The sequence below is a fragment of the Phocaeicola vulgatus ATCC 8482 genome, from assembly GCF_000012825.1.
Taxonomy (GTDB): Bacteria; Bacteroidota; Bacteroidia; order Bacteroidales; family Bacteroidaceae; genus Phocaeicola; species Phocaeicola vulgatus.
Map to the genome: position 1 here is coordinate 3,357,665 of NC_009614.1, position 21,296 is coordinate 3,378,960.

16 protein-coding genes are annotated in these 21,296 nt (G+C 43.7%); 4 read left to right on the plus strand and 12 right to left on the minus strand.

The annotated features are described in order from the left end of the window. Nucleotides 1-9 precede the first annotated feature (9 nt). The 4 genes from BVU_RS13305 (at nt 10) to BVU_RS13320 (ending at nt 10,312) form a co-directional block, all read left to right on the plus strand. Nucleotides 10-3,975 carry a family 78 glycoside hydrolase catalytic domain gene (locus BVU_RS13305; protein ID WP_011965667.1) on the plus strand — a complete coding sequence of 1,322 codons (3,966 nt, stop codon included), beginning with the start codon at nt 10-12 and terminating at the stop codon, nt 3,973-3,975. Nucleotides 3,976-4,199: 224 nt separating this feature from the next. Then, nucleotides 4,200-6,305 (plus strand): aceric acid hydrolase, encoded by a 2,106-nt coding sequence (locus tag BVU_RS13310; protein WP_011965668.1) that lies wholly within the window; start codon nt 4,200-4,202, stop codon nt 6,303-6,305. Between the two features lie 24 nt (nt 6,306-6,329). Continuing rightward, on the plus strand, nt 6,330-8,153 hold the full coding sequence (locus BVU_RS13315; protein WP_011965669.1) for a right-handed parallel beta-helix repeat-containing protein: 1,824 nt from the start codon (nt 6,330-6,332) through the stop codon (nt 8,151-8,153). Nucleotides 8,154-8,167: 14 nt separating this feature from the next. After that, nucleotides 8,168-10,312: an alpha-L-rhamnosidase C-terminal domain-containing protein gene (locus BVU_RS13320; RefSeq protein WP_011965670.1), complete on the plus strand. Its 2,145-nt coding sequence runs from the start codon at nt 8,168-8,170 to the stop codon at nt 10,310-10,312. A 162-nt stretch (nt 10,313-10,474) separates the two neighbouring features. Here the strand turns inward: BVU_RS13320 and BVU_RS13325 are convergent, their stop codons facing one another. The 12 genes from BVU_RS13325 to BVU_RS13380 all read right to left on the minus strand — a co-directional run bounded on the left by BVU_RS13325 (nt 10,475) and on the right by BVU_RS13380 (nt 21,248). Continuing rightward, nucleotides 10,475-10,903: a BT0820 family HAD-type phosphatase gene (locus BVU_RS13325; RefSeq protein ID WP_005844774.1), complete on the minus strand. Its 429-nt coding sequence runs from the start codon at nt 10,901-10,903 to the stop codon at nt 10,475-10,477. Between the two features lie 3 nt (nt 10,904-10,906). Beyond that, nucleotides 10,907-11,950, minus strand: coding sequence for a mannose-1-phosphate guanylyltransferase (locus BVU_RS13330; RefSeq protein ID WP_005848142.1), 1,044 nt, complete (start codon nt 11,948-11,950; stop codon nt 10,907-10,909). Between the two features lie 14 nt (nt 11,951-11,964). After that, nucleotides 11,965-13,047, minus strand: a complete 1,083-nt coding sequence (locus BVU_RS13335) for a GDP-L-fucose synthase family protein (RefSeq protein ID WP_011965671.1) — start codon at nt 13,045-13,047, stop codon at nt 11,965-11,967. A gap of 20 nt (nt 13,048-13,067) precedes the next feature. After that, the gene (gene gmd / locus BVU_RS13340; RefSeq protein WP_005844781.1) at nt 13,068-14,147 is read right to left on the minus strand and encodes a GDP-mannose 4,6-dehydratase; all 1,080 of its coding nucleotides are present in this window, start codon (nt 14,145-14,147) and stop codon (nt 13,068-13,070) included. Between the two features lie 82 nt (nt 14,148-14,229). Beyond that, a complete protein-coding gene (locus BVU_RS13345) occupies nt 14,230-15,048 on the minus strand; it encodes a glycosyltransferase family 2 protein (protein WP_005848138.1) in 819 nt (272 codons plus the stop codon). 28 nt (nt 15,049-15,076) lie between these two features. Next, on the minus strand, nt 15,077-15,982 hold the full coding sequence (locus tag BVU_RS13350) for a glycosyltransferase family 2 protein (RefSeq protein ID WP_011965672.1): 906 nt from the start codon (nt 15,980-15,982) through the stop codon (nt 15,077-15,079). A gap of 11 nt (nt 15,983-15,993) precedes the next feature. After that, nucleotides 15,994-16,929: an acyltransferase family protein gene (locus tag BVU_RS13355; protein WP_258521917.1), complete on the minus strand. Its 936-nt coding sequence runs from the start codon at nt 16,927-16,929 to the stop codon at nt 15,994-15,996. A 43-nt stretch (nt 16,930-16,972) separates the two neighbouring features. Then, nucleotides 16,973-17,521, minus strand: coding sequence for a putative colanic acid biosynthesis acetyltransferase (locus BVU_RS13360; protein WP_011965674.1), 549 nt, complete (start codon nt 17,519-17,521; stop codon nt 16,973-16,975). 2 nt (nt 17,522-17,523) lie between these two features. After that, complete coding sequence (locus tag BVU_RS13365) at nt 17,524-18,621, minus strand: glycosyltransferase (protein ID WP_011965675.1); 1,098 nt, start codon at nt 18,619-18,621, stop codon at nt 17,524-17,526. Between the two features lie 99 nt (nt 18,622-18,720). Next, a complete protein-coding gene (locus BVU_RS13370) occupies nt 18,721-19,506 on the minus strand; it encodes a hypothetical protein (protein WP_041174456.1) in 786 nt (261 codons plus the stop codon). Between the two features lie 7 nt (nt 19,507-19,513). Beyond that, nucleotides 19,514-20,551 carry a sugar kinase gene (locus BVU_RS13375; RefSeq protein ID WP_105093583.1) on the minus strand — a complete coding sequence of 346 codons (1,038 nt, stop codon included), beginning with the start codon at nt 20,549-20,551 and terminating at the stop codon, nt 19,514-19,516. Between the two features lies 1 nt (nt 20,552). Continuing rightward, the gene (locus BVU_RS13380) at nt 20,553-21,248 is read right to left on the minus strand and encodes an acylneuraminate cytidylyltransferase family protein (protein WP_011965678.1); all 696 of its coding nucleotides are present in this window, start codon (nt 21,246-21,248) and stop codon (nt 20,553-20,555) included. Nucleotides 21,249-21,296 lie beyond the last annotated feature (48 nt).

Below are 21,296 nucleotides of genomic sequence, written 5' to 3' on the forward strand. Positions count from 1 at the left end.
ATGCATATCATGAAAAAACAAGTATTATTAATCATTCTTCTGGCACTTCCGTTGTGGTTGAAGGCAGCGGATGTTTCGGTTACCGGCCTGCGTACCGAGCAGATGGTAGATCCCATGGGGTTGGATACTGCTGCTCCCCGTATGAGCTGGCGGTTGGAATCTTCTCAAAGAAATGTGATGCAGACCGCCTACCGGATCTTGGTTGCCTCTTCTCCTGAACTTTTAGCACAGGATAAAGGGGATTTGTGGGATTCCGGAAAAGTGGAATCCGATGCGTCCGTATGGATTCCCTATCAAGGGAAGCGTTTGAAAAGCAATCAGCGTGTTTACTGGAAAGTGAGAAGCTATACCAATCGCGGTGAGACAGAATGGAGCGAGCCTGCCCGATGGGGGATGGGACCTTTAGGTGAGATTCATTGGAAAGGACGATGGATAGGTTGGGACGCTGCGTTTGCATGGGATCGGGAAGATTCACACAGCCGTTTGAGCTCTCGTTATTTACGCACGGAATTTAAAACGCAAGCCAAGGAGATAAAGTATGCTACCCTTCATTTGTGCGGTTTGGGTATGTACGAACTGTTCATTAACGGCCAGCGGATAGGTGATCAGGTATTGGCGCCGGCTCCAAGTGATTATCGTCGTACTGTGCTTTACAATTCTTTTGATGTCACCAAACAGGTTGCCGGAGGAAATGCCGACAATGCCATCGGAGTGACCCTGGGCAACGGACGTTTCTACACTATGCGTCAAAATTACAAACCTTATAAGATTCCTACTTTTGGTTACCCCAAGTTGCGTCTGAATCTGATTATAGAATATACCGACGGCAGTATCCAGCGCATCAACAGTGATGAGAAATGGCGTTTGACGGCTCAAGGGCCTATACGTAGCAATAATGAATACGATGGTGAGATTTACGATGCCCGTATGGAATTGGGAAACTGGACACAGCCCGGTTATGATGATTCCAAATGGCTGAAGGCGCAACGTGTTTCATTGCCGTACGGTACACTCCGCGGCAATACCGCTCCCAACATGAAAGTGATGAAAACGCTGAAGCCGGCTGTCTTCAAGCAATATGGTGACCGTTATATGATTGATTTCGGTCAGAATATGGCAGGATGGGTGCGTATTAACATAGCGAAAGCCGCTGCGGGAGATACGATTTGCATACGTTATGCCGAACGGGTAAAGAACGACGGTACGGAACTGGATGTGGAAAATCTCCGCCATAGCCAGAGTACGGATTATTATATCTGCAACGGTAAAGAAAACAACACCTCCTGGAGTTCCCGTTTTTCTTATCATGGATTCCAATATGTAGAAGTGACAGGTTATAAAAATCTGAAAGCGGAAGATTTGGTTGCTGAAGTAGTATATGATGACTTGGAAGATAACGGTACTTTCGAGTGTTCCAATGATATCATGAACCGGGTTTATCGGAATGCCTGGTGGGGAATTTCCAGTAATTATAAAGGAGTGCCTTTGGATTGTCCGCAGCGTGACGAGCGCCAGCCCTGGCTTGGCGACCATGCTATGGGAACGTGGGGGGAAAGTTTCATGTTCAACAATGGAAACACCTATGCCAAATGGGCGGATGATATCCGTGAAGCGCAGCGTGAAGACGGTTGTATTCCTGATATTTGTCCGGCTTATTACAATTATTATACATCGGAAATGACATGGTCGTCCACATTCCCGGTAATCTGTGATATGGTTTATGAACAGTTCGGCAACATCGAACCTATTCGTAAGAATTATGCCGCTATCAAGAAATGGATGCACCATATACGCAGTGAGTTCACCACAGAGGATGGAGTGATTAACGCCGATAAATACGGTGACTGGTGTATGCCTCCCGAATCACCGGAGCTGATTCACAGTCAGGACCCTGCCCGCAAGACGGATGGAGCACTGATTGCTACAGCCTACTATTACAAGGTATCGCAAATGCTGGCCAAGTTCGCCCGTTTGCAAGGTCTGGAAGATGAGGCGAAGGAATTCGAGAAGGATGCAGCAAAAATCAAAGACTGCTTCAACGCCCGTTTCCTTACGGTTAAGAAGGGAACTTCTCCGGTACAAACGCCGCATGTTCTTTATCCCGACAGCATATTCTATGGTAACAATACGGTGACAGCCAATATCCTGCCGCTGGCTTTCGATATGGTTCCTGAGGCCTATAGGGAAGAAGTGGAGAAAAATGTAATAACAGGCATTATCACCCGGAATAAAGGTCATATCAGCAGTGGGGTGATAGGTATGAACTGGATGATGCGTGAGCTTACCCGTATGGGGCGTGGCGATGTTGCTTTCCTGTTGGCAAGCAACAAGACTTATCCCAGTTATGGCTATATGATAGAAAAGGGAGCTACTGCCATTTGGGAACTGTGGAACGGTGATACCGCCAATCGTTGGATGAACAGTTGTAACCATGTGATGATATTGGGTGATCTATTGACTTGGTATTTCCGTGATTTAGCCGGATTTAATCCGGCACAGCCCGCTTACAAACAAATCATCCTTAAACCTGATTTTTCCATCCAGGAGTTGAGTCATGTCAAGGCTTCGCACAACACTTTATATGGCAAGATGATTAGTAACTGGAAGAAGACCCTTACGCATCTGGAATGGGATATTACGATTCCTTGTAATACCACTGCATTGGTTTATCTTCCAACGTTGGACGAGAAGGCGGTAAAAGACAAGGACGTTACCTTTGTACGTCGGGAAGGCAACTCTACCGTATGGAGTGTTCCTTCGGGGAACTATCATTTTTCGGTTAGCATGGACCCTTCTTCAGGTAAAAACCGTGCAGGTATCGTGGAAGATCAGTTCCTATACGAACAAGCTTCTTTTCCCGAATGTCACGGCGCTACTATTGTGGAATTGAAGAACGGAGACCTGGTAGCTTCTTTCTTTGGAGGCACTAAAGAGCGTAATCCGGATTGTTGTATCTGGGTATGTCGCAAGCCGAAGGGCGCGACGGAATGGAGTGCACCTTATCTGGCTGCCGACGGGGTGTTTAGTCTGGATGATCCGCAGGCTGTCTTGGCAGGCATTACGGCAGAATCCACTCCGGCGGATGCCGGCCCCGTGGCTTCTACGTTTAAAGGGGACAAGTCCCGGGCACGCCGCAAGGCTTGTTGGAATCCTGTGCTTTTCCAGATCCCCGGCGGAGATCTGATCCTGTTCTATAAAATAGGATTGAAAGTAGCCGATTGGAGTGGTTGGCTGGTACGTTCTAAAGATGGTGGAAAAACTTGGAGCCAACGTGAACCGTTGCCAAAAGGTTTCTTAGGCCCTATTAAAAATAAGCCGGAGTATGTGGATGGCCGTATCATTTGTCCTTCCAGTACGGAAGGCGATGGAGGATGGCGTATCCATTTTGAAATTTCGGATGATAAAGGAAAGACTTGGAAGATGGTAGGTCCTGTAGAGGCGGAAATGAGTGTGCCTACAGCTTTGCGTAAGGCAAATGCGGCCAATGTAGACGATCAGGAAGGCGGTGAAGCCATAAAAGGAGAAGGCGAGAAGCCTATTTATGCTATCCAGCCCAGCATTTTGCGTCATAAGGATGGGCGTTTGCAGGTACTTTGCCGTACACGTAACGCACAGATTGCCACTTCATGGAGCAGTGACAACGGTGAAACATGGAGCAAAGTCACTTTGCTTGATGTTCCCAATAATAATTCGGGCACGGATGCCGTAACCATGAAGGATGGCCGCCATGTATTGATTTATAATGATTTCAGCACATTGCCGGGTACTCCGAAAGGGCCGCGTACACCGTTGTGTGTGGCGGTTTCGGATGATGGCATTCACTGGAAGAATGTAATGACATTGGAAGACAGCCCCATCAGCCAGTATTCTTATCCGTCCATCATTCAGGGCAAGGATGGCAAACTGCATGCCGTATATACCTGGCGCCGTCAGCGTGTGGCTTATAAAGAGTTGGATTTGAGCAAACTGAAATAATACAATTGTGGATAAAGGAATTCTTTGATAGAGAGTATTGGAGAATTTGAAAAAACGGGTGTCTGAAATAAAAATCAGATACCCGTTTTTTGAAAACAGACTCCATTATCCGCCAATGAAAGCTCTTTCTAAAGATACAGAATATGAAATAATTATAAATAGAGTACAAACGTTTCTTATTATCGTCCTCCCTTTATAAAGAAAAGAATAAGTGACAGATTATTATGAAAAGCATTAGACTACTACTTTTACTGGCTTCCGGAGTAACTACGGGAGCATTTGCCCAGTCGGGCGGGCTGACGGATATGAGCCAAAGTCGTTTTGCCAAGATGGCCAATACGGAATTAGGTGCCGTGCATTGGACAGATGGCTTTTGGGGCGACCGTTTCAATGTATATAGCCATACCTCCTTGCAAAGTATGTGGGATACATGGAACAATCCCGATGTTTCGCATGGCTTCCGTAACTTTGAAATAGCTGCCGGTGTTTGCGAAGGCGAACATTGGGGACCTCCCTTTCATGACGGTGATATGTATAAATGGATGGAAGGGGTGGCTTCCGTGTATGCCGTCACGAAAGATCCCGAATTGGATAAACTGATGGATCACTTCATTGAACATGTGGTGAAAGCCCAGCGTGCGGACGGTTACATCCATACCCCTGTCATCATCGAGGAAAAGAATAAGGGGATTGACACTCATTCGGACAAACAGCAACAGACGGTAATTGGCACCAAAGTAGGCGGTGAGGACGAGAAAGGTGCATTTGCCAATCGTCTGAATTTTGAAACCTACAATTTGGGGCATCTGATGATGGCAGGTATCATTCATCGCCGTGCCACCGGAAAGACTACTTTATTCGATGCTGCCGTAAAAGCGACGGACTTCCTCTGTCATTTCTATGAAACCGCTTCTGCGGAACTGGCAAGAAATGCCATTTGTCCCTCCCATTATATGGGCGTGGTGGAAATGTACCGTGCTACAGGGAATCCCCGTTATCTGGAACTTTCCAAGAATCTGATTGATATCCGTGGTATGGTGGAAAACGGCACCGATGATAATCAGGACCGTATTCCGTTCCGTCAGCAATACAATGCGATGGGACATGCCGTGCGTTCCAATTACCTGTATGCCGGTGTGACCGATGTGTATGCCGAAACAGGAGAAGACCAACTGATGAAAAACCTGACCAGCATCTGGAAAGACATTGTGACCCGCAAGATGTATGTTACAGGAGCATGCGGTGCGCTGTATGACGGCACTTCGCCGGATGGAACCTGCTATGAGCCGGACAGCATTCAGAAAGTACACCAAAGCTATGGCCGTCCTTATCAGTTGCCTAATAGTACGGCGCATAACGAGACCTGTGCCAATATCGGCAATATGCTTTTCAACTGGCGTATGCTGGAAGTGACGGGCGATGCCAAATATGCGGATATTGTGGAAACCGCCCTTTACAACAGTGTGTTGAGTGGTGTCAGTCTGGATGGAAAGAAATATTTCTATACCAACCCGTTGCGCATCAGTGCGGATTTGCCATACACACTTCGCTGGCCTAAAGAACGTACCGAGTATATCAGCTGCTTCTGTTGTCCGCCTAATACGCTGCGCACCGTTTGCCAAGCCCAGAACTATGCTTATACGGTGACTCCGAATGCGGTATATTGCAATTTGTATGGAGCGAATACACTGGCTACAACTTTGAAGGAAACGGGAAAGATCGGGCTGGTGCAAGAAACGGAGTATCCGTGGGAAGGTGCTGTGAAGCTGACTGTTACCGAAGCTCCGAAACCGTCAAAGAAGAAAGCGTTTTCTTTGTTCCTCCGTGTTCCTGACTGGTGCGAGAAGGCAACTTTGAAGGTAAATGGCAAACCGGTGCAAGGAACCTGGAAAGCGAATACATACGCCGAGGTAAACCGCATCTGGAAGAAAGGGGATTGTGTGGAATGGGTGATGGATATGCCTGTAAAATTGCTGGAAGCAAATCCGTTGGCCGAAGAAATCCGTAACCAGGTAGTGGTGAAACGTGGCCCGTTGGTCTACTGTCTGGAAAGTATGGATATAGAAGGCGGGCATAAGATAGACAATGTGCTGATACCTGCCGATATCCGGTTGACTCCGAAAAAAATAACCATCGAAGGCAGTCCGATTGTCGCATTGGATGGTACTGCCCGTCTGGTCGATGAAGTATCATGGAAAGATACCTTGTACCGCGAGGTAGGAAAGGCCGACAAACCGGTCCATATCCGTCTGATTCCTTATTATGCATGGGGAAACCGCGGAAAGGCTGAAATGACGGTATGGATGCCTTTGGCACGGACTAATCACTAACCACTTACCCCTAATTAGTTACAAATGAAAAAAATATTCATAACCACTGCCGCGCTGCTGATAGCTTGTACACTGTCAGCAGCCGATTTGTTCGTATCTCCGGAAGGCAATGACCGGAATCCGGGTACCAAAGACTCTCCGAAAGCCACCCTTACAGCTGCATTGCGTCAGGCAAGGGAACTTCGTCGTCTTAATGATGAAAGTGTAAAAGGTGGCATCACCATCCATCTGGAGGCAGGTGACTACCATCTGTACGAACCCGTCTTTATCCGTCCGGAGGACAGCGGGACGGAAGCTTCACCTACCGTCATCACTTCGGATGGAAATGCCGTTCTGAATGGTGGGGTGGAAATCAGGAACTGGAAGAAGCAAGGAAAGTTGTGGGTAGCCGATGTCCCTATGTTTAACGGGCGTCCGCTGGATTTCCGGCAACTGTGGATCAATGGGCAAAAGGCTGTTCGTGCAAGGGATGTGGCAGACTTTGAAAAGATGTACCGCATCATCAACAACGACCCCCAAAACGAAATACTGTGGGTACCTGCCGCTGCCGTAAAGAAAATACAGAAGGCCCGATATGCCGAAATGGTCCTTCATGAAATGTGGTGTGTGGCAAATCTCCGTATCAAGTCGGTCGAAATACAGGGAGACAGTGCCGCCGTGCGTTTCCATCATCCTGAAAGCCGCATCCAGTTCGAGCACCCGTGGCCGCGTCCTATGGTGACCAAGGATGGTCACAACTCGGCTTTCTATCTGACCAATGCCATGGAATTGCTGGATGAACCCGGCGAGTGGTATCACGACATTGAAAGCCGTAAAATATATTATTATCCTCGGAAAGGAGAGAAGATAAGCAAAGCCGTAGTTCCCGGCATCGAAACGTTGGTATGGGTGGAAGGAACGATAGACCGTCCGGTAAAGCACATCCGTTTTGACAATATTGCTTTCCAATATACCACCTGGATGCGTCCCTCTTTGCAAGGTCATGTTCCTCTTCAGGCAGGTATGTACATGACAGACGGATATAAAATCCGTCCTTCCATGATTCGTAAGAACAATCATAAGCTGGATAATCAAGGTTGGTTGGGCCGTCCGGCATCGGCAGTCGTAGTCAAGGCTGCCTGGGATATTGATTTCGAGAAGTGCCGTTTCCAGCATTTGGGCTCTACAGGCATTGATTATGAATGGGCCACCGATGGAGGACATATAAACGGCTGTCTGTTCCGTGATATTGCCGGGAACGGTATTGTAGCGGGCAGTTTCAGCCCTGCCGCTCACGAAACACATCTTCCATACGATCCTGCCGACCGTCGTGAGGTCTGTACCGGACTGACCATTTCCAACAATTATATCAATGATGTGACCAATGAAGACTGGGGCACTTTGGGCATTTGCGCCGGTTATGTCAGTGATATCAATATCGAGCACAATGAAATCAGTGATGTATCCTATTCGGGCATCAGTCTGGGATGGGGGTGGACACGTACGGTAAACTGTATGCGCAATAACCGCGTGCACGCCAACCTGATTCATCACTATGCCAAGCACATGTATGATGTAGCCGGTATTTATACATTAGGTTCGCAACCCCATAGCCGGATTACGGAAAATTGCGTTTCCGACATATTTTCACCCGGTTATGCACACGATCCCAATCATTGGTTCTATCTTTACACCGACGAAGGATCTTCATTTATCACCGTCAAGGACAACTGGACGGAAGGAGAGAAGTTCCTGAAGAACGCCAACGGTCCGGGCAATACATGGGAAAACAATGGTCCGATGGTGAACGACAGCATCAAGGCAAATGCCGGACTGCCCAAAGAATATAGCTATTTGAAGGAAAAATAAAACGTGATACCATTATGAAAAACAAACTTGCCACTTTAGTCGGAGCACTTGCATTGAGTGCTGCCGCCTCCGCCCAGACCTGGATCTGGTATCCGGGTGATTATGAGATATGGCTGGGCAACCGGATGAACAACCGCCGTACGGAACGCGGTGCTTTTTTCCCTCCCTTCTGGAAAACGGACAGCCATTATGTGGTAGTGGAATTCAGCAAGAAATTGGACCTGGCGGAACCGGAAGAGATCTTCATTGCCGCCGAAGGAAAATACAATGTGAAATTGGACGGCAAACTGCAATTCGGTATGCCCTCCACCTTGAAACTCCCCGCAGGAAAACACAGTCTGAACATCAAAGTGTGGAATCAGTCCACTCCCCCCACTATTTATGTGAAAGGAAAAACCGTAAATACGGACAAGACCTGGAAAGTAACCTACGAAGACAAGGAATGGATAGACGAAAGCGGAAAAGCCAGTGATACTTCTGCCACCGTTTATATGGATGCAGGGTGTTGGAACTTTGACGGAGCCACCCAACTGCCTTCCAAGTTTTCATTGGCCAGAAAACCGATGAAAGCAGTTTCCTCCACTCCCCGGAAAGAAGGGGTATTGTACGACTTCGGAAAAGAGACCTTTGGTTATATCACTCTGAAAGAGGTAAAGGGAAAAGGAACGATCCATATCTATTACGGTGAAAGTCCTGAAGAAGCCTTGGATACGGAATATTGCGAAACATTGGACAAATTGCTGGCAGAGCCGGGGCAGATAACCGATCTGGCCATCCGGAATACACGGAAACTATACGATGAATACACGTTGGACAACAGCAAGGCCTTCCGTTATGTCTATGTCACTTGCGATCCGGGAGTAACGATACAGGACGTTTCCATGCAATACGAATACCTGCCCGAAGAGTACCGGGGCTCATTCAAATGCAATGACGAAGAGCTGAACCGCATCTGGGAAGTAGGAGCATACACCATGCACCTTACTACCCGTGAATTCTTTATCGACGGCATCAAGCGCGACCGTTGGGTATGGAGTGGCGATGCCATCCAGAGCTACCTGATGAACTACTATCTGTTCTTCGATAATGAAACCGTGAAGCGTACCATCTGGCTGCTTCGCGGAAAAGACCCTGTGACCAGCCACAGCAATACCATTATGGACTACACCTTCTATTGGTTCCTCAGTATTTACGATTACTATATGTATTCCGGTGACAAAGACTTTGTAACCCAACTCTATCCGCGTATGCAAAGCATGATGGACTATGTATTGGGACGCACCAATGCCAACGGTATGGTGGAAGGCATGACCGGTGACTGGGTATTCGTAGACTGGGCAGACGGTTATCTGGACAAGAAAGGCGAACTATCCTTTGAGCAAGTCTTGTTCTGCAAGAGTTTGGAAACCATGGCGCTTTGTGCCGGTCTGGCCGGCAATACGGCAGACAAAACCAAGTATGAGAAACTGGCTTCCGCTTTACGTTCCAAGCTGGAACCCGCTTTCTGGAATGAGCAGAAACAGGCGATGGTACACAACCGCGTTCAGGGCAAGCAGAGTGAGTCCGTTACCCGCTACGCCAATATGTTCTCTGTCTTCTTCAATTATCTGAATGCCGATAAACAGCAGACCATCAAACACTCCGTATTGCAGAATGACAGTATTTTGAAAATCACCACTCCTTATATGCGTTTCTATGAACTGGAAGCACTGTGCGCCTTGGGCGAACAAGAATCGGTGATGAAAGAAATGAAAGCCTATTGGGGCGGTATGTTGAAAGAAGGAGCTACCAGTTTCTGGGAGAAATACAATCCCGAAGAAACAGGTACCCGGCATCTGGCCATGTACGGACGTCCATACGGCAAAAGCCTCTGCCATGCATGGGGAGCCAGCCCCATCTATTTGCTGGGCAAATACTATCTGGGAGTAAAACCCACCAAACCCGGTTACGAGGAATACTCCGTCACCCCTTGTCTGGGCGGCTTGAAATGGATGGAAGGAACCGTGCCCACTCCATACGGCAATATCCATATCTATATGGATAAGAAAGAGATCCGTATCAAGTCCGACGGCGGAAAGGGAGTGCTGAACATTCCAACCCGGAAAGGAATGAAAGCCATGACCATAGAACCCGGAGAAGAACAAGTCTTCAAATACTAATGGAATAGATCAAAAAAAAGGTGATACCTACCTTCCCAGGCGGGTATCACCAACACTGTTTCGTAAGTTCCCGTTATCCGCTGATAACAGTACTTACCTCTGATCTAACATTAGTTTTCTTATGGGCTTCCGCCTGTATCACTACATTAGGAAGCGGAGATTCTACATCTTGGAAAAAAGTATCTTCCAAAAGCTTCGCTTTTTAGTCTCTTCTTTATTACCTGAACTTTGATAAATATCTTCGTATCCCCATTTGTCATGGATCATTCTGTAAATCATCCCCCATTCGGGCAGTCCTCCCAGATTACGGTCATCAATAAACAAATCCGCCTTCAGTTTTCTGGAGTAATGATTACTTTCCAGGGTTTCTTCCGCATAATTGCTGTTTACGGCATAAAACTCCAGTCCACGCTCCCGGCAGAAATCCACTGCCTCCTGTAATAATTTACCTTCCCGCACACTCCACAGGATAAGGCGATGCCGTTCCTGTTGTAGTTTTTTCAGCGTTTCTATGGCAAATGGTAGTTCCCTGCCTATTTCGGGATATTTATGCTCCACTATTGTGCCGTCAAAGTCAACTGCTATAATCATTCCTTATATTTTCGAAAATTCTTTAATACGCTGCTCCTCTGCCAGTCTGCATATCAGCAGGGTTCCCTCTTTCTCGGCTATGATATACCCGTCCAGTCCTTGTATTACCGCCTGTTTCAAATGCGGTGTGTGTACAATGCAGTTATTGCATTCATACATTCGGACATTCTCGCCTACAACGGCATTGTTCCGTTCATCTTTGGGCAGCAAGGAATGCAATGAGCCCCAGCTACCCAGATCAGACCATCCGAACTCTGCCGGCAATACATAAATCCGTTCCGCTTTTTCCATTACGGCATAATCTATGGATATACTTTCACAAGCAGGGAACAGCTCTTCTATGGTTTCTTTCTCTCTTTCGGTATAGAACTCCGGATAAATCCTGTCGAACACCTCGGCAATGCCCGGTGCATAACGGCGTATAGCCTCTTCTATGGTCTTTACATTCCATACAAAGATCCCTGCATTCCAGAAATAATTCCCGGCGTCCACATAGTGCCGTGCCGTTTTCAAGTCCGGTTTCTCTTTGAATTCATCCACTTTCCGTATATCCTGATCCACCTCTTCTCCCGCGGCTATATATCCGTATCCCGTTTCCGGGCGGCAAGGTCTGATACCTATGGTTACAATAGCCTTGCTTTGATCTGTCATCAGCAGTGCCTTGGCTATCACCCGGCGGAATTCATCCGTATTGATAACCAATGCATCCGCAGGAGTCACTACGATATTGGCGTGCGGGTGGTGTTTCTTGATTTTCCAGCAAGCGTATGTGATGCAGGGTGCCGTGTTACGTGCAACCGGCTCCGTCAGTATATGATGAGGCGGCACGGATGGCAATTGTTTCCTTACCGTCTCCTTATACTTATCCGAAGTCACTATCCATATATTATCCGGAATGCACAACCCTTGAAAGCGTTCCACTGTCAGTTGTATCAGGCTTTTGCCACATCCCGTCACATCAATGAACTGTTTGGGACATTCCGGCGTACTCATGGGCCAGAAGCGGCTTCCTATGCCGCCTGCCATGATAACGATATGAGTTTCCATAACACGTATGCTCTTTATTTCTTTTTATATTCCAGATACCATTGGTACATCTTGTGCACCCCTTCCTCTATGTCTATTTTGTGATGCCATCCCAGTTCATGCAATTTGGTCACATCAGTCAGTTTGCGCATGGTTCCGTCCGGTTTCTCCGGATTGAATGTAATGCTGCCTTTATATCCCGTTTCCTTTACTATCAGATGAGCCAGGTCGGCGATGGATATTTCTTTTCCCGTGCCGATGTTGATGTGGCAGTTGCGTATCTCTTTTGTGCCGGGACGGTAAGTATCTTTAAAGTCCACATGCTCCATGATGAAAACACTGGCATCCGCCATCTCCTCACTCCATAAGAATTCGCGCAGCGGCGTGCCTGTTCCCCACAGTTCCACCCCGTCCTTGCTGATGCCGTAGCTTTTCAGGACAGCCAGTATCTCCTCTGTTCTGCTCTCCCCGTTTATACCTTCCACCGGGCGCATATCCAGATCATAGCGTATGTTCTCCCAGTTATCTTCGTTCAAGCATTTGGCAAGATGTATTTTCCTGATCATGGCAGGCAGCACATGGCTGCGTTCCAGGTCGAAGTTATCATTGGGGCCATACAGGTTCGTAGGCATTACAGCGATATAGTTGGTACCATATTGCAGGTTGAAACTCTCGCACATTTTCAGCCCCGCTATTTTGGCGATGGCGTATGGCTCATTCGTATATTCCAGCGGGGAGGTGAGGAGAGCATCCTCCTTCATCGGCTGCTGTGCATCTCTGGGATAAATGCAGGTACTTCCCAGAAACAATAATTTTTTCACTCCGTGACGGAAGCTTTCCCCTATCACGTTCTGCTGTATTTGCAGGTTCTTGTAGATAAAGTCCGCCCTGTATGTGCTGTTTGCCATGATACCTCCCACGTGGGCGGCGGCAAGGATTACATATTCCGGTCTTTCTTGGTCAAAGAAGTCCTTTACGGCAACTCCGTCCAGCAAGTCCAGTTCCTTGTGGCTTCTGCCGGTCAGGTTGGTGTAGCCTTTTTCTTGCAGGTTACGCCAAATAGCGGAGCCCACGAGTCCGTGGTGCCCTGCTATATAAATTTTGGCTGATTTCTCCATTGAAATTCTTGACTAATGATTTAACAGCTTGCTTTGAGATGAAGTTTCTTCACGAATTTCATATCGTGTTTCACCATGATTTTCACCAGTTCCTCGAATGAAGTCTTGCGGGGATTCCATCCCAGTAACGTTTTGGCTTTGGTAGGATCTCCCAGTAATTGTTCCACCTCTGCCGGGCGGAAATATTTGGGATCCACCTCTACCAGCACCTTGCCTGTAGCTGTGTCAATACCTTTCTCGTTCACACCTTCACCTTCCCAGCGCAAGTCGATGCCCGCTTCCTTGAAAGCAAGGGTAGCAAATTCGCGTACAGTGTGATATTCTCCGGTGGCTATAACAAAGTCTTCGGGCGTATCGTGTTGCAGAATCAGCCACATACATTCCACATAGTCTTTGGCATATCCCCAGTCGCGCAGGGAGTTCAGGTTCCCCAAGTACAGTTTATCTTGGAATCCTTGTGCGATGCGTGCCGCCGCCAGGGTAATTTTCCGGGTAACAAAAGTTTCGCCCCGGCGTTCACTTTCGTGATTGAACAAAATACCGTTTACGGCAAACATGCCATAGCTTTCGCGGTAATTCTTGGTTATCCAGAAACCATATTGCTTGGCTACTCCGTATGGAGAACGGGGATAGAAAGGAGTAGTCTCTTTCTGAGGAACTTCCTGCACCAGTCCGAAAAGTTCCGAAGTAGATGCCTGATAAATCTTGGTTTTCTTTTCCAGCCCCAATATACGTACCGCCTCCAGCATGCGCAGCGTACCTACCGCATCCGCTTCCGCTGTGTATTCGGGCACGTCGAAGCTTACTTTTACATGGCTTTGTGCGGCCAGATTATAAATCTCGTCAGGTTGTACGGACTGTATGATACGTATCAGTGAGCTACTGTCCGTCATATCCCCCCAATGCAGGTTCACCAGTCGGTTCTGCTTCATATCCCGTACCCATTCGTCCAGATACAGATGTTCTATACGTGCAGTGTTAAATGAAGAAGAACGTCTCAGGATACCATGTACCTCGTATCCTTTTTCTATCAGGAACTCGGCCAGGAACGAACCGTCCTGTCCTGTGATACCTGAAATCAATGCTACTTTTTTACTCATATTTTGTATTATTCTAGAAAAAATGTTTTATTCCATGACCTGTCTTCATGCATACTTGCATTTGGACCGGTATAAATAATTCTTATTCTTTTTTATTTGCTGCGTCAGGTTGTATCAGGCTCTCTTCCTCTGCTTCCGGTATTTCACTCCACGGCAGTCTGGCTTCAATGAACTGTGGAATCTTTGAAAGAATTTTGCCTTTCAGTGCCGAGATGGGTTTTATGCCGTGACTTTTATACATTCTCAAGTCCTCCGCCCATTTCAGTTTGCTTTTTCCCGCATCGGTAGAAAGCCCCCCCATTCTCATTTTCACGATGTATTTGTTCAGGTAATATACTTTCAGGTCGGCTTCATACAGATAGCGCACCAGCAAATCCGAGTCGGCGGCTATCTTATAACTTTCGTCGTAAAGCCCCCATTTATCCATACACTCCTTCTTTATATAGACAGTGGGGTGGAGTGGGAGCCATCCGTTTTTCACATTCTCTTTACTGTATCGTCCGCTTATCCAGTTTCGTATCATCAGGTTGGTGTCGTCATAATCTACAAAGACCCCGTTGCCGTATATCATATCCGCATCTTGTTCCTCGAATGTTTTCACTATGTCGGAGATGGTGTGAGATGAGAACAGGAAATCATCGGAGTGAATCAGACCGATAATATCTCCTGTTGCTGCACGTATTCCTTTGTTGATCGCTTCATACATACCTTTATCCGGCTCGGAGATAATTGTATCTATCCCGTTTTTATATTCATTGATGACAGCCAGCGAGTTATCTTTCGACGCTCCGTCCACCACAATGTATTCTATGTAAGGATAATCCTGTTCCAGCACACTTTCTATTGCTCCACGAATGGTGGCTTCCCGGTTGTAGCAGGAAGTGATAATTGAAACTTTCATAATGTTGATGCTTTTATAATGTAAGTGGTTATTTATCTAAATACGTTTCTTTTATGAATGCCTTGATTCTCTTGTCATTCCATCCAAAGCGTTTTTTTATTTCATAAATTTTGGCATCTACCAGGAAACGATACCAGAAACCTTGTAAAAAGTGCCATATAAAGCCCTCTTTTCCATCCAGAAATCCCCCTTTCAGAATGTAGCGTATATTGAAATTGATAAATGGCCGTAAGAATAGCGGTGCTTTTATATATTTCACTTTCAGCCACCGTTTACGCTGTTCCTCTGTACCCCAAAACTTGGCCTGTACTTCTTTGCCTCTGTCGTCCAGTCCGTATTCCATCATCAGCATATCCGCCATTTCCCGTGTAGCATATCCATTGTGCTTTTCTGTCCACCAGGTCAGATCATTCAAATTGGCGTCCACTTGATTCCCCTCTTCCACTGTGATTGTTGTTCCACTGAAGATGCGGATATGTTCATCCATCCATCGGTTTTCACACTCCCCATGTCCTCTTCGCCATACTTTCAGGTGGTAAGAAGGATACCATCCCCCGTGTAGCAGAGGCTTTCCCATAAAATCTATACGCTTGCGGACGTATACTCCATTTACCTCATTGTTACATTCCGCCAATGCTTTTTTCATGGCAGATCCCAAGTTACCCTCCAAAAACTCATCAGCGTCAATGCGCCATATCCATTCTGTTGTAATGGGACAATTCTTCAGCCCCCAGTTGAACTGTGTCGCATAGTTTTTCCAAGGATTTTGGTAAACTTGCGCTCCTGCTTCTTTCGCAATTTCTACAGTTCGGTCCTTGCTGAAAGAATCGATGACGAATATTTCCTCACAGATATTTTTAAGCGAGTTGATACAACGGGATATATGTTTCTCTTCGTTGTATGTAAGAATGATGGCAGCTATGGAATTATTCATAATAGCTTTCGTTATACTTGATATATATTTTTGTTATTGAAAGGCTCATTGCTGAATACCTGTGAAAAAAGATGGGCTGTGCATTTTAGCAGATATGCAGCAATAAATATGATGATATATATAATGATGATATTCAGTGGAAATATGTTATTGAGTTTATCTGTAAAGATGGCATATTGAACCATATATATTTCCAAAGTTAAAGTTGAGATAAAATAAATAAACTTTCCTCTTGATTTGTATTCCAATATTTTATAAATCTGAGGTGTGTCACAAAATCTATATATCCAATAAATACTACTCAATAACGGAATAAGTGATATTAACTGGAATTTACAGAAGAACGGATCTATTTTATAAATTCCCATAAGTACATAATATGTAATAAGACTTACCAAGGCATAACCTCCGGATTTGAGAGGAGATACAACCTTGTATTTTCTGATGGCTACCATAGCGCCTAGCATCATAAAAAGAAAATAATATATTCTCATAAATGGAACCGCAGCATACATTACCGAATGGTTAAAATCTAATACCCAGAAACTACTGATTGCCACAAGCAGGAAAGCTATGCCAAAGACTTGATTTAAATACTTCAATAGATAAGTACGGATGAAATAGAAGATGACATAATATGCCATAATACATGGTATAAACCAATATTTAGGGGTTGTTATTAAGTCTGTGATTTGCCAATTCCAATTGAAAATTACCGCCGATACCAGTGCCCACATTATGATAGTGGGATAAATTCTGTTAATTCGTCTTTTATACCAATTCGGAAAACCGTCTTGTCTTCCCATAAATAGAGTAAAACCGGAACAGAAAAAGAATAAACCGTCACCTATTGCCCCACCGGTAACTAAGCTACCGTATTTAGGAAATAATATTCCCATGTGTGAATAAGTTATTAAAAAGGCAGCAATGAACTTTAAGAGAATAATACCTTTGTTTTTACCCCCCCCATGTAATTATTTTTGACTATATTCATTTCTTTAATATTCTTTTTTTTATATATTTAGCCGGATTTCCTGCATAAACTCCCCACGGCTCTGCGTCTTTTACCATTACTGTACCTGCGCCTATCACAGCACCTTCCCCAATCTCTATATCAGGACCGATGAATGTATTAGCGCAAATCCATGTTTGATTGCCGATACGGATTTCGGGACGTAGTAGGGGAAGAGCCGGATCGGTATAGTCATGTGTGCCTGCACATACATGGACCCGATGGCTGACAGTAGCTTTTTCTCCTATTGTTACTTTACCTAAATTATAGATCAGGGTTTCTTCTCCAATGGCACTCCAATCGCCTATTTCCAGATTCCACGGGAACCAGATAACGGTGGAGGAGTAGATATGGACATGTTTTCCTATTTTAGCTCCGAATAGGCGTAGTATCGTATTTCTGTATCCGAAAGCTATACGGGGAGAATTACGGAAAAAGAATTTTCCGAATGTCCACAGTATACGTTTTACATAGATCCATTTGGAGTAGTTCAGATGATTGCGGTTTTCTGCTATGTTGAGTTCCATGTTTATAGACAAACTTTTTTATATAGTTCAACCATATCTTGAGCAACTTTTTGTGATGAGTATTTTTCTTCTATTAATTTTCTTCCATTTTTTCCCATTTGCTCCAGTTGTGTTTCTGTACATTGCAGAAATTCTTTGAGAGCTTTAGTCGTAGCTTCGGTTCCTATTTCTGTCCACCATCCGCAATGATAACTTTCCAGCTCTTGCCATGGAGTTCCTTGGGTAGTTATGACAGGTGTACCACATGCAAGTGCTTCAGCTACCACTATACCAAAGTTTTCACTATGTGTAGGTAGAACAAACAGATCGGCTTTTTTAAAAAGTTCCCACTTTTTATCACCGTATACACCTCCTATGAAATGAATTAAATTTTCAACACCTAATTTAGAAGCTAATTGCTTTAATTCATTGATATAGCTTTCTTCACCTTCTCCTGCAATGTTGATTGTATATCCTTGTAATTCCGTTTTTAAATTCGCTGTAGCTTCTATCAAGAAGTTGATACCCTTTTTGACATGGACACGACTTAAAAATAAGATATTCTTATTCCGTATCCATGACTCCTTCATTGTGATCTTATCTATTTCCACACAATTAGGAATTACTTCTATATTATTGTTCCATCCTAGCTGCGTAAGATTATGTTTTTCACTTTCTGCCGTAGCGTGTATGACGTTTGCTATTTGTATTCCTCGTTTTTGGAATAGCAGTGATGCGGGAAATTTTTTTGTCCAATAATGACGTTTCATAATCCACGGTTCAAGCATTCCATGTGGAGTATACACTACGTGATATCCGGCATTTCTTGCCCACATTGCTGTGTATGCTGACATTGGTAGCCAGCAACAATTAGCATGGAATACATCAGGTTTTATTTCATTGAGCAGAAATATAAAATTCTTTTTTTCTTTTGGTAGGAACGGATTATTGTTTTCTATAAAATGGACATGGCAATTTTTTAGCTCCAAAGGATTTGTTTCTTTATGTGTTACAACATGTAGTTCTACGAGCTTTCCTAGTTCTGCTGTGAGTAATTGCATATATGTACCAACACCACCTGAGGTACGATCAATACTAGGAATGTAATGTAATATTTTCATTTTTTTTTGATTGTCATTCTTTTGTGTAAATACTTTTTTTACGAAGTGGCTATACAAAAAAATGCTAAATATATTGAGGAGTATTAATTGGGGTAATTTTTATTTCGTTAAAAGAGGAAGTATTTCTTCTCTGGGAAACATATCTAATAATCCTCCATTTGTAATATTAATAAGTTTATAACTTTTTTTCTCGCTCCATGCCGCCAAGCGGTTAAGGTCATGGAGATGGCGAGAGTGCATCAGAAGATCTATAACAAACTGTGATGTCGTTTTATTTTCTAATTCTTTGTCATTACCATAAAAATGGCTATCTGCTGTTTTTATCATTTCATGCCCAATACCAGTAGCGTCAAATCCTGTGAAATATATTTTTTTGAACTTTTGTTGAATGGCAAAGGAAAAGCAGCTACCAGATACTCCGAGATTATAAAAAGGCAATGAATAAGTTAGCCAATAAATTTGTTTGTTGTTTTGATAATTCTTGAATAAAGGATGAGTATACCAAGATATTGGAAGAATAATTGTTGTATTAGGACTCATGTTCCAAATTTCATCTAACCAGCTTATTGGCCAAATTCCTTTTAACATTTTTGAATCTACAAATACATGGTATTGGGGTTGTAATTCTTTATATAATGGATGCATGAAGCCACGATTGACAAACATTGTATTTTTTCCTTTGAGAACACTTATATCTTGTGTCTTTAATGAAGGGGCATTTAGCAGTAGGTATAATTCTTTGCCTATTCCTTCTATAGGGCGTTTTGCCATTTCTTTTCTTGCTTTTTGGATTTGTCTATCTGTAGCATAGATAAGTTTACGAATTCCTTCTATAAACGATAATATAATATCGTCTTTTTTTATCATAAGTTCCCAAAAATTCATATCTGTTTTATCTTTTTACACGTCCACTGACATCTCCTTTTATTAAATTTTTTACATCTTCTATTGAAGACCAATTGAAATCACCTTTTATAGTATGTTTCAAACAACTAGCAGCTACAGCAAATTCCAATGCTTTTTCATCATTTCCATAGTGCATAATACCAAATATTAGCCCTCCCATGAAACTATCTCCACTTCCAACACGATCTACAATATCTGTAATATTATAACGTTTGCTTTTTAAAAGTTTATTGCCATCATAAAGGACTCCACCCCATGTATTATGATTGGCATTTATAGCACCACGAAGCGTAATTGCTACTTTTTTACATCGAGGGAACATTTTCATCATTTGATCACAAACATCAATAAATGTGTTTTGGTCTACATTTCCTTGAGTATGTTCTGCATTAAAATTTTGTGGCTTTATTCCAAATACTTTTTCGCAATCTTCTTCATTTCCAAGAATTATGTCGCTTCCTGCAACCATATCTGGCATTATTTCCTGAGCTGTTTTCCCATATTTCCAAAGATTATCTCTGTAATTGATGTCGCAACTCACTGTTATTCCTAACTTATTTGCAGTTCTTATGGCTTTCAAACATTCTGATGCAGCATTTTCTGATAAAGCTGGAGTTATTCCTGTCCAATGGAACCAATTAGCATCATGTAATATGTCATCCCAGTTAAAACTATTTTGCTGTATTGTTGCAAATGATGAATTTTCACGATCATAATATACTTTAGATGGGCGTGTATTGCTTCCATTTTCAAGATATAATATTCCCATACGTTTTCCATTACGAATAATATGATTTACACCAACATTGTGTCCACGCAATTCCATTATACACCTTTCTGCAATTGGATTATTGGGTAAGCATGTTATATAATCGGTTTGTATTCCATAATGGGCTAGGCTGACTGCTACATTTGCTTCAGCGCCAGCGTAACTAATTTCAAATGCATTTGTTTGTATTAGCTTTAAATATTCCGGTGCGGCAAGGCGCACCATGATTTCTCCAAATGTTACAACTTTTGCCATATTATTTTTTTCCATAAAGATTATTATACATTATTTCGGCGATTATAAAATCATCGGGCCAATCAATATCTAAACTGTGAAGTTTATCCATTACATGCAAAAGAGGTTTTTGACCTATTCGGTTTTTTTGTTCTATATAAACTTCTCGTTTAGCAAGAAACATTGTATGATTTATTTCATAAAGAGGAGTTAAATCTTGCGTACGTGGCCAAGGTAGAGAAGTTGTATTGTTAATAAGTTTTCCGTTCGTGTCGAGTAGAAAATTCTTCAATTCGTTAACTCCTACTAATGAATCATATCCTTTATGAAGATTGTCAAGATATAATTTTATGCCATTATCATATTGCTCTGCATCAGTAAGTGGGGTGGTAACATGTCCCCAAAGAATATGAGTAGCATCAGTTATTGTAGGTACATAACAGATTAAATCTTGCAGGTTTGTAGAGCTAAGACATAAATACTCCGGGCGTGGAATTATTTTTAGCCTGTTGTCAAATAGATATTTTTGGGCGATTGCAATACAATCTTTGTCATTGCTGCTAAAGATAATTTCATCAATAAATTTTGTTGAGAGTAATTGGCGAATCTTATTTTCAACGAGTCCTCCTTCTATGTTGGCAAAAGGTCTTGTGTTCTTATTTTTTACACGTTCACTTCCTTTGCGGGTTGGAAGGAAAAAAGATATTTTATTATTCATTTGTATATAATTTTTTGTATAATATGGAATTTGTATAGTACAAGTGTT

What these genes read in the sequence shown, in the direction of transcription:
- BVU_RS13305 (WP_011965667.1), top strand. Translation starts at nt 10, where the DNA reads ATGAAAAAACAAGTATTATTAATCATTCTTCTGGCACTTCCGTTGTGG.
- BVU_RS13310 (WP_011965668.1), top strand. Translation starts at nt 4,200, where the DNA reads ATGAAAAGCATTAGACTACTACTTTTACTGGCTTCCGGAGTAACTACG.
- BVU_RS13315 (WP_011965669.1), top strand. Translation starts at nt 6,330, where the DNA reads ATGAAAAAAATATTCATAACCACTGCCGCGCTGCTGATAGCTTGTACA.
- BVU_RS13320 (WP_011965670.1), top strand. Translation starts at nt 8,168, where the DNA reads ATGAAAAACAAACTTGCCACTTTAGTCGGAGCACTTGCATTGAGTGCT.
- BVU_RS13325 (WP_005844774.1), bottom strand. Translation starts at nt 10,903, where the DNA reads ATGATTATAGCAGTTGACTTTGACGGCACAATAGTGGAGCATAAATAT.
- BVU_RS13330 (WP_005848142.1), bottom strand. Translation starts at nt 11,950, where the DNA reads ATGGAAACTCATATCGTTATCATGGCAGGCGGCATAGGAAGCCGCTTC.
- BVU_RS13335 (WP_011965671.1), bottom strand. Translation starts at nt 13,047, where the DNA reads ATGGAGAAATCAGCCAAAATTTATATAGCAGGGCACCACGGACTCGTG.
- gmd (WP_005844781.1), bottom strand. Translation starts at nt 14,147, where the DNA reads ATGAGTAAAAAAGTAGCATTGATTTCAGGTATCACAGGACAGGACGGT.
- BVU_RS13345 (WP_005848138.1), bottom strand. Translation starts at nt 15,048, where the DNA reads ATGAAAGTTTCAATTATCACTTCCTGCTACAACCGGGAAGCCACCATT.
- BVU_RS13350 (WP_011965672.1), bottom strand. Translation starts at nt 15,982, where the DNA reads ATGAATAATTCCATAGCTGCCATCATTCTTACATACAACGAAGAGAAA.
- BVU_RS13360 (WP_011965674.1), bottom strand. Translation starts at nt 17,521, where the DNA reads ATGGAACTCAACATAGCAGAAAACCGCAATCATCTGAACTACTCCAAA.
- BVU_RS13365 (WP_011965675.1), bottom strand. Translation starts at nt 18,621, where the DNA reads ATGAAAATATTACATTACATTCCTAGTATTGATCGTACCTCAGGTGGT.
- BVU_RS13370 (WP_041174456.1), bottom strand. Translation starts at nt 19,506, where the DNA reads ATGAATTTTTGGGAACTTATGATAAAAAAAGACGATATTATATTATCG.
- BVU_RS13375 (WP_105093583.1), bottom strand. Translation starts at nt 20,551, where the DNA reads ATGGCAAAAGTTGTAACATTTGGAGAAATCATGGTGCGCCTTGCCGCA.
- BVU_RS13380 (WP_011965678.1), bottom strand. Translation starts at nt 21,248, where the DNA reads ATGAATAATAAAATATCTTTTTTCCTTCCAACCCGCAAAGGAAGTGAA.